A 13,349-nucleotide genomic window follows, 5' to 3' on the forward strand; every position below is an offset into this window, starting at 1 on the left:
TCCGCAACTGGGGCCGTTGAAGGCAAGCTGCTGAGCGACGAGTACGGGGTTCTTGTTGGACATTGGCGCGCATTGTCGCATAACTCAGACGGCAGTTATATGGCAGGCAAACGGGCGTACGCATCGGCTCGTCCGAGAAGTCACCGATATCCGCTGATCAAAATCTCGAAAACCCGAATGAACTCACTCGGCCATTTTCACTTCGGAAAGTGGAGCAGTAGCCATTTTCGTTCAAACGAGTGAGGACCAAGCCATGCGAGCAATGACCTATCACGGCGCCCATGACGTGCGCGTCGAAACCGTACCGGACCCGAAACTTGAAGCCGCCGACGACATCATCCTGCGCGTCACCGCTACCGCCATCTGCGGATCGGACCTGCACCTGTACCGAGGCAAAATACCCACCGTCGAGCACGGCGATATCTTTGGCCATGAGTTCATGGGCATCGTCGAAGAAACCGGCCCAGCCGTCACGGCCGTGCAGCGCGGCGACCGCGTGGTAATTCCGTTCGTGATCGCCTGTGGCGATTGCTTCTTCTGCCAGCAAGAGCTTTACGCCGCCTGCGAGACCACCAATGAAGGCCCTGGCGCGGCGCTGAACAAGAAAATGATTCCGCCGCCAGCAGCGCTGTTCGGCTACAGCCGTCTGTATGGCGGAATTCCCGGTGGCCAGGCGGAACTGGTGCGGGTACCGAAAGCCAATACCGGGCCGTTCAAGGTGCCGGGCACGCTGTCGGACGAGAAAGTACTGTTTCTCTCTGACATCCTGCCGACTGCCTGGCAAGCCGTGATCAACGCCGGCGTCCAACAGGGTTCGAGTCTGGCCATCTATGGCGCCGGGCCGGTCGGTTTGCTCACCGCAGCCTGCGCGAGAATGCTCGGTGCTGAGCTGATCTTCATGGTTGATCACCATCAGTACCGCCTCGATTATGCCCAGCGCACCTACGGCGTGATTCCGATCAACTTCGATGAAGACGATGACCCGGCCGACACTATTACCAGCCAGACTCCCGGCCATCGCGGCGTCGATGCCGTGGTCGATGCCGTCGGCCTTGAAGCCAAGGGCAGCACCACCGAAACGGTGATGGCTACACTCAAGCTTGAAGGCAGCAGCGGCAAGGCTTTGCGCCAGTGCATCGCCGCTGTACGCCGTGGCGGCGTGGTCAGCGTTCCGGGCGTATATGCCGGGTTCATCCATGGTTTTATGTTCGGCGACGCTTTTGACAAGGGCCTGACCTTCAAAATGGGCCAGACTCATGTGCAGCGTTTTCTGCCGGAGCTGCTTGGCTACATCGAAACCGGCAAGTTGCAGCCCGAAGCGATCATCACTCACAGGCTGTCGCTGGAGCAGGCGGCCGAGGGTTACAAGATCTTCAATAAAAAGCAGGAAGAATGCCGCAAGGTGATTCTGACCCCGGGTGGCAGCGATGTTCCGCTGGCGCAACTGGATGAAACCACGCCGTTCGCACCGGCCACCTGAAACCGAGGAGTTTTCATGGCGCTACCGTCATCTTCGTTCGCCGCCCCCGTACGCGCATGGTTCATGAACCTTTCGCGTACGGGCTGGGGAGGGCGCATTTTCTGGCTGACCCTGGTCGGTGTAACCGTGTTGCTGTTGATCAGTGGCTACACCGGTTTGGTCAGTACCGGCCGCGACACGCTACGCCTCGCGACTCTCGGCGGGCTGTCGGGTTTTGCCGCGACGGCAATCGGTGCGTTGCTCGCCCTGGCGTTGCGCGCGATTACTTCGCGAACTCAAGACACCATGCTCGGGTTTGCGGCAGGGATGATGCTGGCAGCCAGTTCCTTTTCACTGATCCTGCCGGGCATTGCGGCGGCGAAGGAGGCGGTGAGCAGTCCCATGCTCGCCGGTGCCGTCGGTGTGGGCGGCATGGCCTGGGGCGGAGCGTTGATGGTCGGCCTCGACCGTTTCGTTCCCCACGAACATGAAAAGAGCGGCCGGCGCGGCCCAGAAGCCAAGCGCTTCAATCGGGTCTGGCTGTTCGTGCTGGCGATCACCCTGCACAACCTGCCGGAAGGCATGGCGATCGGCGTCAGCTTCGCCACCGGCGACATGAAAATCGGCTTGCCGCTGACCACTGCGATCGCCATTCAGGACATCCCCGAAGGCCTCGCTGTGGCGTTGGCGCTGCGCGTGACGGGCATTTCCGCAGTGCGTGCAGCGTTGATTGCCGCCGCTTCAGGATTGATGGAACCGTTGGGCGCGATCATCGGTTTGGGCATCACCAACAGCTTCGCGTTGGGCTTCCCGGTGGCAATGGGCCTGGCTGCCGGTGCGATGATCTTCGTGGTATCCCACGAAGTGATTCCGGAAACTCACCGCAACGGCCACGAAACACCGGCCACGCTCGGACTGATGCTCGGCTTCGGCGTGATGATGTTTCTCGACACGGCTTTGGGTTAGCCAACCGGCGCACACCACTGAGCGCATCGCCCCGCACAAAAAAGGAATTTTTTTCAGCGCCAATCACTCTTTCGTTTATAGGCAATGCCAATAACGCAGGGGAATGAGTCATGTCGCTGATCGAAATCCCGACCAGGAAGTCTTCGGGTAAAACATCCACGCTGGCGGATACCGAGCGCCGGCTCTATGACCGATTGCTGGCGGAAGACTCCACGGTTGATCGCGCGGCACTGGACTTTCTGCGCCGGCAACTGAGCAAGGCGGCTGCGCTGTCTGACGATTTGCCGGCCAGCGCCGAAGACCTGCTGCAATGGTCGGAAACCCGCTGCGCCAGCGTGGCGGCCGAGTACGCCGATTACCTTGAGCAACGTCAGCAGGGCGCGCCGCGCCGCTATTTCCGCAACAAATCCCACGCGCTGTATTTCATTCTGCATGTGGCACCGACCAAAGAGGTCGATGGCGCCTGGTTGGCCGGGCTGTTGCCGCAGTGGCAGGACCCGCGTTTCGACGATTTACTCGATACCTATCTTGAAGAGCTGGGCGAGGGCGTGCCACGGCAGAATCATGTGGTGATCTATCGCAAGCTGCTCGCCGAGCATGACTGCTCCGATCTGAGCGGTCTTGCCGACGAGTATTTTCTGCAAGGCGCGGTGCAGTTGGCACTGGGACGTTTCGGCGGGCAGTTTTTGCCTGAAGTTATCGGTTTCAATCTCGGCTACGAACAACTGCCTCTGCATCTGCTGATCAGTGCTTATGAATTGGCAGAGCTGGGCATCGATCCGCACTATTTCCGCCTGCATGTGACCATCGACAACGCCAGCACCGGGCACGCGCGCAAGGCTGTGCAATCAATGCTCGAACTGATGCCGCTGGGTGAAGAGCGCGATGAGTTCTATCGGCGCATGGCCGTCGGTTATCGCCTCAATGACATCGGCAAGGGCACAACCGCCGTGATCACAGAGTTCGATCTGGACCACGAAGTCATCGCCATGCTTGAGCGCAAGGCTGTGTTTGGCCGGCACATGCATTCCGATTACTGCCGCATCGAAAACCGCACCATCAATCAATGGCTGGCCACGCCGGGGCAAATGGGCGAGTTTCTTTCGGCGCTGGAGCGCAAGAGCTGGATCAAGCGCGGCGAGGCGGTGGAAGAAAGTCGTTTCTGGCGTTTGATCGACGGCAGCGATGCGGCGATGTTCGGTGTGTTCAACGGCTATGAAAAACAGCTGCTGCGCGACTGGATCACTCAGGATTGCCCGGCCTCGCGGCCTCGGCCTTATGTGCGCCGCGAAGCTGCGGTAGAGGAAACCGTTGACGATGATGCCGATCTGCTCAATCTGGAAGCGGCCCTGGCTGACAAACCTGCCGCCGAGCAAATGGCGTTGTTGATGCCCTGGCTGCAACCGCAGCGGCATTGGCGCCCGGCCGGACTTTTCGCGACGCGTCGCTTCATCCAACTGCGCGCCCGCTTGCGTTGAAACAAGGAGGCTTCATGTCGGCACAAGAAACATCGGACAGAGCGCTGCTCGAGCTGGGCAATCGTCTGCTCGACAGCGGTTATCACTTCATTACCCCAACGCCATTGACTCACGAACGATTTCTGCAGCGCTTTGCCACGCCGTTGGCCAAGGATCTGCGCGATGTGTTTGGTTGGTCGATGCCGTTTCCTTCAGAGCTACTTCGCGCAGAGGAACTGGCCACGCTGGAGCAGGCCGGCGCAGTCGAACGCGATGGCGCGGTGTGGCGCAGCCATGTGCGCTGGTCGACCCTGAATGACCGGTTGTTCGCCCACTCGGCGTTCCCGACGACGGCGAGTGACGCGGTGTTCTTCGGCCCCGACACTTATCGCTTCGCCCAGGCCATCGAAGCGCAATTGCAGCAACGCTTTTCGCCGATCAGACGCGCGGTGGACATCGGCTGCGGAAGCGGCGCCGGTGCGGTGGTCATGGCCAAGGCACGTCCTGATGCCGACGTGCTGGCGGTCGACATCAATCCGCGGGCGCTGCGCATGAGCGCGGTTAACGCCGAGCTGGCGGGCGCAAACAATGTGTCGGTGTATCACAGCGACCTGCTCGCCAGTGTCGAAGGGCAGTTCGATTTGATCATCGCCAATCCGCCGTACATGAACGACGAACAACAGCGCGCCTATCGCCACGGCGGCGGGGCGCTGGGTGAGGGTTTGTCGGTGCGGATCGTGCGTGAGGCGTTGCCGCGTCTGGAAGTCGGCGGCACGTTGCTGGTGTACACCGGCGTGGCGATCGTCGCCGGGCAGGATCCGTTCCGCGAGGCCGTGGCGCCTCTGCTCAAGGGCGAGCGATTTGGCTGGACTTATCGCGAACTCGATCCGGATGTGTTCAGCGAGGAACTGCTCAAGCCGGAATACGAGCGCGCCGAGCGCATCGCCGTGGTCGCACTGACGGTAACCCGCGAGCAGTGACCGATAGTTGGGCCACTGCTCGCGCGGTGGCCTTCAGCGATTTCTGATGCGCGAGATCGTCAGCAGGCAAACCCCTACCAACATCGCAGCCCCGGCTACCAATAGCGGCGAAGGGCGGATCGGCTGCCGCGAAATACGCTCGATGCGCCCGCCGACGGAAGCGCGCACTGGCGCAGCAGGTTCCGCCAGATAAGGCGCTTCTTCGATCTCCAGGCGTAAGCCGTCCGGCATTACCAGCGTCAGCCCTTCGATCGTGCCGGCAATTCTGCCCGGATAAACCGGCTCACCGGTCGGGTCGAGCTGGTCGTAGAAGAATATTTGCCCTTCAAGCCAGCCAATGGCGGTCTGCAACTCAGGTCCCAGGTAATACTTTCCATCGAGAAAAAAGCCAGAGAATTGCGGCGCGCGCTCGACGCTTTCAATTCGATAGCGCTGACCTGGTTTCATACCGGTTTCTGGGGCGATCATGGGGGTTCCTCCGTTATTGGTAAGCGATAGAGGAGCGCGTGCCAAGCGTGGTTCCATCGAAATGAGCAACGGGCGTTTGTATGGGTTCAAGTGCGCTGGAGCTTTACACGCAAACGCGCAAGACAGTTTTTCACAGTTGAGGGTTCACTATCGGTTACGAACTGTGGCTAAAATGCCACCCTTTCACCGAGCGCCCGGAAACGGCGCGGGCCAAGGACGCGCCCTGTGCATCAAGACCGCTGCATAAGACGCTGGGCCTCAGGTCGCCACGCGCGCAGTTTGTTCACTTTTGACGTGTGACCCTTTTCCGTGAAACTCATCATTGCCGCTGTTTATGTCATCTCCATTGCTTACGTTCACTTGCGTGGGCGCGTGCGCCACAAACTGGGGCGGCAATTGAGTGATCACTCGACGTTCCTCGCGCCGATCAACTGCTTCCTCTATCTGTTTTCCAGGATGCCGAACAAGCCGTATCTGAACCCGGCAGACTTTCCCGATCTGAGCCCGTTGCAGGCGCACTGGGAAGAGATTCGCGAGGAAGGCCAGAATCTGTTGCGTGCCGGCGAGATCAAGCGCTCGAATCAGTATGACGATGTCGGCTTCAATTCTTTCTTCAAGACCGGCTGGAAGCGCTTCTACCTCAAGTGGTACGGCGACAGCCATCCATCGGCGATGAAGCTGTGCCCACGCACCACCGAACTGGTGCAAAGCATCGGCTCGATCAAGGCGGCGATGTTTGCCGAGCTGCCACCGGGCTCGAAGCTGGTGCGCCACCGCGATCCGTACGCCGGTTCCTACCGTTATCACCTGGGCCTGGATACGCCGAACGATCCTGGCTGCTACATCAACGTCGACGGCGAGAACTATCACTGGCGCGATGGCGAAGCGGTGATGTTCGACGAGACGTTTATTCATTACGCCGAAAACACCACGGATCAGAATCGCATCATTCTGTTCTGCGACATTGAAAGGCCGTTGAAGTACCGCTGGGCAGCAGCGTTCAACCGCTGGTTCAGCCGCACGGTGATGTCAGCGGCAGGCGCGCCGAATGATGCGGGGGACAAGACTGGCGGCATCAACCGCTTGTTTACCAAAATCTACAAGATTCGTTTGCGCGGCAAAGAGCTGAAGAAGCGCAACCGCACGCGGTATTACCTGGAAAAATGGGCGATTTTTGCCGCGTTGCTGGCGATCTTCATTCTGATCTGAAGACTTGCGGTGTCAGTACCGGCCTCTTCGCGAGCAGGCTCGCTCCCACAATCTGGAATGCGTTCCCCAGTGGGAGCGAGCCTGCTCGCGAAGGCGGTTTCACTTCCAACATACCTCTAGCTGGCCCAACGCTTACTCCCCGGACGCCTTCCGAGTCTTCTTCGCCGGCGCCGCCTTACTGGTTGATTTGGCCTTGGGCTTGGCCGGTGCCTTGCCGCCGAGGCTGCGTTTGAGCAGCTCGGTCAAGTCGATAACATCGGCAGTCTTGCGCTCTTCCTCGCCAGTAGCGGTCTCGACGTCCTCGATCTTGCCTTCATGGGCTTTCTTCTCGACCAGCGCCATGATCTTGTCTTCGAACTCGTCCTTGTAGTCTTCGGGCGACCACTCCGAGGTCATGTCTTCAACCAGACGTTTGGCCATGTCCAGCTCGCCCTTGGCCAACTGAGGCTTGGTCACTTCACTGCCCAGCGCCAGTTCATCAAGGCTGCGCACTTCCTGTGGCCAGCGCAGTTTCACCAGAACCAGCGCCGACTCCAGCGGCATCAACGCGGCCAGGTATTGACGGGTATGCAGGACAACGCGGGCGAGGGCGACCTTGTTGGTTTTGCTCAGGGTTTCACGCAGCAACGCGTAGACCTTGCCGCCGCGCTTGTCTGGCGCCAAGTAGTAGGGCGTATCGATGTTCTGCAGCGGAATCTGCTCGGCATCGACGAACGAGAAAATGTCGATGGTCTGCGTGGAAACCGGGTGCGCCGAGCGGATTTCTTCCTCGCTGAGCACCACATATCGGCCCTTTTCGTAGGCCACGCCTTTGACGATGTTCTCTTTGGTGACTTCCTTGCCGGTGACCTTGTTGATGCGTTTATAGCCCACCGGGTCCATGCTGCGGCTGTCGAGCCAATCGAAGTCCACGCCTTGGGACGACGTCGCTGAAACCAGCGCCACGGGGATGTGTACCAGTCCAAAACTGATTGCGCCTTTCCAGATTGCCCGAGCCATGACCTGTCCTCCGAGTGATGATCAGGTGACCCGTGGCGCGGTGAGAAAGTTTCCGGTGATTGCGCGGCTTCCAGCGGTACGGTCAAGCCGTGTTACATGTTGTTTAAGGCGCGAGGGTTAACAAATCCGAACCCACGGCGTAGCGTGGGCTCCAAGGCTCTAGTCCACGCACATCGAGAGGTATTTCCCATGAACCGGTTTCTGCTTGGCATCGCCGTCCTCGCCCTCAGTGGTGGCCTGGTTCACGCCGATGTCGTGCTGGCGCAAAGCCCTACCGGCAACAGCAACAATCCCTACAACAGCCCGATCCGCCGGGCCAATCCCAACAGCATGCAGGGCACCCAGCCCAGCGCTCCGCCCCTTCGCGGGCCGAACACCGTTCCCCTGCCACGTCAGCCAACCGTTGAAAATCGCGGTATCGGCAATGGCCAGCCAATTCGCTCGGTGCCGAGCAATCCTCCAACCTTCATTCCCAACCCGCCCCCACGGGGCACCGGCAGCAACCGTTGAACGGCAGGACTGATGTTCTGTCAGCCTTTCACACGAACAAAAGGAATCGTGCATGTTGCGTAAAACCCTACTAGCCACCTGCTGCGCCGCCGCGCTGATCAGTGCCCCGGCCTTCGCCGCCGCGCCCAAAGAGCTGAAAAGCGAACAGGGCATTCTTGAAGTCACCACCGTTGCCCAAGGCCTGGAGCATCCGTGGGCGCTGGCATTTCTGCCTGATCAGAAGGGCATGCTGGTGACCGAACGCCCGGGTCATCTGCGCGTCGTCAGCAAGGACGGCAAGCTGTCGGAGCCGATCAGTGGCGTGCCGCAAGTCTGGGCCAAAGGGCAGGGCGGTTTGCTTGATGTGGCGCTTTCGCCAGACTTCAAGCAGGATCGCATGGTCTATCTGTCGTATGCCGAAGGCGGTGGTGAGGGCGGCAAGGCTGGCACGGCGGTAGGGCGCGGACGGCTTTCCGATGACCTGAAGACGCTCAAAGACTTCAACGTGATCTTTCGTCAGGAACCGAAACTGTCGGTGAGCAACCACTTCGGTTCACGCCTGGTGTTCGATCGCGACGGGTATCTGTTCATCACCCTCGGCGAAAACAACGACCGCCCGACTGCGCAGGATCTGGACAAGCTGCAAGGCAAAGTCGTACGCATCTTCCCGGACGGCAAAGTGCCGGACGATAACCCTTTCGTTGGCCAATCCGGTGTTAGGCCTGAAATCTGGTCCTATGGCCTGCGCAACCCGCAGGGCGCGGCGCTCAATCCGTGGACCGGCACGCTGTGGGAGAACGAGCACGGGCCACGTGGCGGCGATGAAGTGAACATCATCGAACGTGGCAAAAACTATGGCTGGCCGTTGGCGACCCATGGCATCAATTACTCGATGCAGCCGATTCCGGAGGCCAAGGGCAAAACTGCTGAAGGCACCGTGGCGCCGCACCATGTCTGGGAAAAATCCCCCGGCGTAACCGGCATGGCGTTCTACGACGCCGATCGCTTCACGCCGTGGCAGCACAACGCGTTTATCGGCGCACTGGTGTCCCAGGAGCTGATTCGACTGCAGTTCGATGGCGACAAGGTCGTGCATGAAGAGCGTCTGCTGGGTGAGTTGAACAAGCGGATCCGCGATGTGCGCCAAGGGCCGGATGGCTATCTGTATGTGCTGACGGATGAAGAGAATGGCTCGCTGTACAGGCTGGGGCTGAAATGATTGCGTGCGGTTAATGATCCGACGCCTTCGCGAGCAGGCTCGCTCCCACATTGAAATGCAGTCTCCCTGTGGGAGCGAGCCTGCTCGCGAAGAGGCCCGCGCATCTTGCGCAGACTCCTAGCAGTCCCGCATTTGGCCGAACCGCCGCCCCGTTGCCTTGTTATAGTTCGGGCCTTAATTCCCATCCCGGTAAAGGATCACTGCCATGACTCAATACTCCGCCTTCAGCGTCGAACTGGCCGACAACATCGCGCATGTGCAGATCAATCGCCCGGAAAAAATCAACGCAATGAACGCGGCGTTCTGGAGCGAGATTGTCGAGATCTTCCAATGGATCGACGATACCGACGAAGTCCGCGTGGTGGTGCTCAGCGGTAACGGCAAGCATTTTTCCTCCGGCATTGACCTGATGATGCTTGCCGGTGTCGCCAATGAACTGGGCAAGGACGTGGGCCGCAATGCGCGCCTGTTGCGGCGCAAGATCCTCAATCTGCAAGCCTCGTTCAACGCCGTCGACAACTGCCGCAAACCGGTACTCGCCGCGATTCAGGGCTATTGCCTGGGCGGGGCGATCGATCTGATCTCGGCTTGTGATATGCGTTATGCCGCCGAGGACGCGCAATTTTCCATCAAGGAAATTGACATCGGCATGGCCGCTGACGTCGGTACGCTGCAACGGTTGCCGCGAATCATCGGAGACGGCATGCTGCGTGAGCTGGCTTACACCGGTCGCACCTTTGGCGCCGAGGAAGCACGCAGCATGGGCCTGGTCAATCGCGTCTACAGCAATAAGGACACACTGCTCGAAGGCGTGTTCGACATTGCCCGCGACATCGCGGCGAAGTCGCCGATTGCCGTGACCGGCACCAAGGAAATGATCAGCTACATGCGCGACCATCGCATCGACGATGGTCTCGAATACGTTGCCACCTGGAACGCCGCCATGCTGCAATCCACCGATCTGCGCGTGGCCATGGCCGCCCACATGAGCAAACAGAAACCCGAATTTCTGGATTGAGTTAACCATGACCTCTCGCTGGACCACTGCAGTACTCGACACCGATCAACCCGGCGGCTGGGCCGTAGCGCGCAGCCCGGAAGGCTTTCTGTTCGATGAAAACGGCGCACTGTTCCCGCGCGAATGGCTCAAGCGCCAGGACCTTTCGGTCCTTGCCGAGCACGGCATTGGTCATCTGAATGGCGAGCCGGTGTATCTGCTCGAGTTGCGCAGCGTCAGCGAAGTGCCCGGTTGCGGCTGGAAAGGCTTGCGGGCGTTCATGCTCGAAGGCGATCACACGCTGTACAAAGTGCTCGGCTATGCCGCACAGATCGGCACCTGGGCTCGCGAGCACCGCTTCTGCGGCAACTGCGGCCAGCCGATGACACAAGTACCGCGCGAACGAGCGATGTATTGCCAGCCGTGCGAACTGCGCAGTTATCCGCGCATTTCACCAAGCATGATCGTGCTGATTACCCGTGGCGACGAAATCCTTCTGGCACGCTCGCCGCGTTTCGTCACCGGGGTTTACAGCACGCTGGCCGGTTTCGCCGAGCCGGGGGAATCGGCCGAGGATTGCCTGATTCGCGAAGTGCGTGAAGAAGTGCAGATCGAAGTGAAGAACATCCAGTACATCGGCAGCCAGTGCTGGCCGTTCCCGCATTCGATGATGCTCGGCTTCCATGCCGAATATGCCGGTGGCGAGATTGTCTGTCAGGAAGACGAGATTGAAGACGCCCAGTGGTTCAACGTGCACGAGTTGCCGCCGTTGCCAGCGTCGCGTTCGATTGCCCGTTACCTGATCGACGTCTATGTGGCGCGGCGCTTAGGCCACGCTGAACCAGTGCTGCCAGGCTAAGCGCACAGTCAAGCCGAGCACGACGGTGATGAACACCGGACGAATGAATTTGGCGCCGCCGCTGATCGCGGTGCGCGCGCCAAAGAAAGCCCCGACCATCACCGACAGACCCATGCACAAGCCAATGATCCAGTCGACTTGTCCGGAGAAGATGAACACCGACAGCGCCGCGATGTTGCTGACAAAGTTCATGCTTCGCGCCACGCCGCTGGCCTTGACCAGGTCGATCGGATACAGCAGCAGACTGCTGACTGTCCAGAACGCGCCCGTGCCGGGGCCGGCCACGCCATCGTAGAAGCCGAGGCTGAAGCCTTGGGTCGATTGCCATTTCTTTTTGATCGGCGCGTCGCTGTCCAGCGGCGCTTTCGGCGTGCCGCCAAATAGCAAATACAGGCCACAGGCGAAAACGATCACCGGCAGCATCTTGTTCAGCCACTCGGCCGGCAGGTAATGCGCAACCACCGCGCCGGTAAGCGCGCCAACCAGAGTGCCGACAATCGCGTGGGTCCACTGGCGTGGATGAAACAGTTTGCGCCTGTAGAAGGTGAAACTGGCGGTCGCCGAACCGAAGGTCGAGCTCAGCTTGTTGGTGCCTAATACCAGATGCGGCGGTAAACCCGCAGTCAGCAGCGCCGGCGTGGTCAACAGACCGCCACCGCCAGCGATGGCATCGATGAAACCGGCAAGGAATGCAACAGCAGCCAGAATGGCCAGGGTGGTGAGGTCAACGCTGAGTTCGAAAGGCATGGAGTCGACTTATTCGGCAAGGCGCAGAACGTGGGCTGCGGGAGGGCGGTTATGTTACCTGTATCGAAGTGTTGCGGCGAGCCAGAGCATGCCGTCGTCAATTACAGTCTGGAATACATTCCTGTGTAGGAGCTGCCGAAGGCTGCGATCTTCCGGGACGCAGAGCGTTCCGGCTGCTGCGCATGGGAACGATCAAATCAAGATCAAAAGATCGCAGCCTTCGGCAGCTCCTACACAGGGGTGAGTAGCCCTTAGAGACCGAGTTCAGACAGCCCCGGATGATCATCAGGGCGGCGGCCCAGCGGCCAGTGGAATTTGCGCTCGCTTTCCTTGATCGGCATGTCGTTGATGCAGGCATAGCGCTGGAACATCAGGCCGTTGTCATCGAACTCCCAGTTCTCGTTGCCGTACGAGCGGAACCAGTTGCCCGAATCGTCGTGCCATTCATAGGCGTAACGCACGGCGATGCGCGTATCGGAGTAGGCCCAGAGTTCTTTGATCAAGCGATAATCCAGTTCCTTCGCCCATTTGCGCGTCAGAAAAGCCTTGGCCTCTTCGCGGTTGTTGGCGAACTCGGCGCGATTGCGCCACTTGGTATCGAGGGTGTAAGCGAGCGAAACCTTTTCCGGATCGCGGCTGTTCCAGCCATCCTCGGCCAGACGCACCTTCTCGATCGCTGACGCATGGTTGAATGGCGGCAATGGCGGACGTACCTGGGCTGCAGTCGACATGTTCAATCTCCTGATTCATTTAATGTATGAACAACAAGTCCGGCTTATCAAGAGTTACAGGCCCAATAACTTTCGCGCCATGCATTGCGCATTATCGGCGGCACTGTGATCACCCATCACAAGCGCTACGGTAATGGCGCCTTCAATCAGGATCAGCAACTGTCTGGCCAGCAGTTGCGGATCCTCGGCGCCATATTCGGTACACAGCTCGCACACGTAGTCGAGCAGCTTCTGTTTGTGTTCTTTGGCCACCAGCCGCACCGGATCCTGCGGATCGCCGGTTTCGCCGCTGGTGTTGATAAAGGCGCAGCCGCGAAAGCCTTCCGAGTCGAACCAGCCCTTGAGCACGGTAAACAGGTTGAGCAGGCGATCAACCGGGGTTTCGGCCTGATCGACAGCATGTGTGAACCAGTGCATCCAGCGAACATCGCGTCGCTGAAGGGCTGCGACAACCAGTGCGTCTTTGTCGGCAAAGTAACGGTAGATGCTTTTTCTGGAGACGCCGGCGGTCTTCACCAGAAGATCCATGCTGGTGGCAGCGATGCCACTTTTGTAGATCAACTTTTCGGTGACATCCAGAATGATGTCGCGTGTGTCATTGCTGATTGATTCGTTCATGTGGCGAACAGTAGAACGAGTGTTCTCCTTGGTCAAGCGAATTTCTTCAGCGTGTGTGAAAACGCTTTCGCGAGCAGGCTCGCTCCCACAGGGGAATGCAATTCAAAGGTGGGAGCGAGCCTGCTCGCGAAGGGGCCATTACGGACACTGA

Annotated in this window: 14 protein-coding genes; 9 read left to right on the forward strand and 5 right to left on the reverse strand. The window is 59.5% G+C overall.

Annotated features, from left to right (window positions below):
- Window positions 1-253 precede the first annotated feature (253 nt).
- From OC605_RS19795 to OC605_RS19810, 4 genes are all read left to right on the forward strand, one after another.
- Entirely contained in the window at window positions 254-1,480 is a 1,227-nt protein-coding gene (locus OC605_RS19795) for a zinc-dependent alcohol dehydrogenase (protein ID WP_186569693.1), read from the forward strand.
- A 15-nt stretch (window positions 1,481-1,495) separates the two neighbouring features.
- Window positions 1,496-2,425: a ZIP family metal transporter gene (locus tag OC605_RS19800; RefSeq protein WP_262138998.1), complete on the forward strand. Its 930-nt coding sequence runs from the start codon at window positions 1,496-1,498 to the stop codon at window positions 2,423-2,425.
- A 110-nt stretch (window positions 2,426-2,535) separates the two neighbouring features.
- Window positions 2,536-3,903: an iron-containing redox enzyme family protein gene (locus tag OC605_RS19805; RefSeq protein WP_262139000.1), complete on the forward strand. Its 1,368-nt coding sequence runs from the start codon at window positions 2,536-2,538 to the stop codon at window positions 3,901-3,903.
- 14 nt (window positions 3,904-3,917) lie between these two features.
- Window positions 3,918-4,862: a class I SAM-dependent methyltransferase gene (locus OC605_RS19810; RefSeq protein WP_262139002.1), complete on the forward strand. Its 945-nt coding sequence runs from the start codon at window positions 3,918-3,920 to the stop codon at window positions 4,860-4,862.
- A 33-nt stretch (window positions 4,863-4,895) separates the two neighbouring features.
- On the opposite strand, the gene OC605_RS19815 is transcribed toward OC605_RS19810, so the two are convergent.
- Window positions 4,896-5,330 carry a short chain dehydrogenase gene (locus OC605_RS19815; RefSeq protein ID WP_262139004.1) on the reverse strand — a complete coding sequence of 145 codons (435 nt, stop codon included), beginning with the start codon at window positions 5,328-5,330 and terminating at the stop codon, window positions 4,896-4,898.
- 309 nt (window positions 5,331-5,639) lie between these two features.
- Between OC605_RS19815 and lpxO the strand changes: the two genes are divergently transcribed.
- Window positions 5,640-6,539 (forward strand): lipid A hydroxylase LpxO, encoded by a 900-nt coding sequence (gene lpxO, locus OC605_RS19820; protein WP_039764006.1) that lies wholly within the window; start codon window positions 5,640-5,642, stop codon window positions 6,537-6,539.
- A 132-nt stretch (window positions 6,540-6,671) separates the two neighbouring features.
- Here lpxO and OC605_RS19825 read toward each other — a convergent pair whose 3' ends face one another.
- Complete coding sequence (locus OC605_RS19825; RefSeq protein ID WP_039762960.1) at window positions 6,672-7,538, reverse strand: Ku protein; 867 nt, start codon at window positions 7,536-7,538, stop codon at window positions 6,672-6,674.
- A 189-nt stretch (window positions 7,539-7,727) separates the two neighbouring features.
- Here OC605_RS19825 and OC605_RS19830 point away from each other — a divergent pair, with 189 nt between their 5' ends.
- The 4 genes from OC605_RS19830 (at window position 7,728) to nudC (ending at window position 11,102) form a co-directional block, all read left to right on the forward strand.
- Window positions 7,728-8,048: a hypothetical protein gene (locus tag OC605_RS19830; RefSeq protein ID WP_133337825.1), complete on the forward strand. Its 321-nt coding sequence runs from the start codon at window positions 7,728-7,730 to the stop codon at window positions 8,046-8,048.
- Window positions 8,049-8,100: 52 nt separating this feature from the next.
- Window positions 8,101-9,246 carry a PQQ-dependent sugar dehydrogenase gene (locus OC605_RS19835; RefSeq protein WP_073474484.1) on the forward strand — a complete coding sequence of 382 codons (1,146 nt, stop codon included), beginning with the start codon at window positions 8,101-8,103 and terminating at the stop codon, window positions 9,244-9,246.
- A gap of 205 nt (window positions 9,247-9,451) precedes the next feature.
- Window positions 9,452-10,264: a crotonase/enoyl-CoA hydratase family protein gene (locus OC605_RS19840; protein ID WP_262139006.1), complete on the forward strand. Its 813-nt coding sequence runs from the start codon at window positions 9,452-9,454 to the stop codon at window positions 10,262-10,264.
- A 7-nt stretch (window positions 10,265-10,271) separates the two neighbouring features.
- Entirely contained in the window at window positions 10,272-11,102 is an 831-nt protein-coding gene (gene nudC / locus OC605_RS19845; RefSeq protein WP_262139008.1) for an NAD(+) diphosphatase, read from the forward strand.
- Here nudC and OC605_RS19850 read toward each other — a convergent pair.
- The 3 genes from OC605_RS19850 to OC605_RS19860 form a co-directional block, all read right to left on the reverse strand.
- On the reverse strand, window positions 11,070-11,849 hold the full coding sequence (locus OC605_RS19850; RefSeq protein ID WP_133337817.1) for a TSUP family transporter: 780 nt from the start codon (window positions 11,847-11,849) through the stop codon (window positions 11,070-11,072). The genes nudC and OC605_RS19850 overlap by 33 nt on opposite strands.
- 251 nt (window positions 11,850-12,100) lie before the next feature.
- Window positions 12,101-12,580: a DUF1348 family protein gene (locus OC605_RS19855; RefSeq protein ID WP_016774707.1), complete on the reverse strand. Its 480-nt coding sequence runs from the start codon at window positions 12,578-12,580 to the stop codon at window positions 12,101-12,103.
- A 54-nt stretch (window positions 12,581-12,634) separates the two neighbouring features.
- A complete protein-coding gene (locus OC605_RS19860) occupies window positions 12,635-13,198 on the reverse strand; it encodes a TetR/AcrR family transcriptional regulator (RefSeq protein WP_223631346.1) in 564 nt (187 codons plus the stop codon).
- Between the last annotated feature and the right edge of the window lie 151 nt (window positions 13,199-13,349).

This window comes from Pseudomonas sp. Marseille-Q5117 (assembly GCF_946901175.1).
GTDB classification, from domain to species: Bacteria; Pseudomonadota; Gammaproteobacteria; order Pseudomonadales; family Pseudomonadaceae; genus Aquipseudomonas; species Aquipseudomonas iranensis.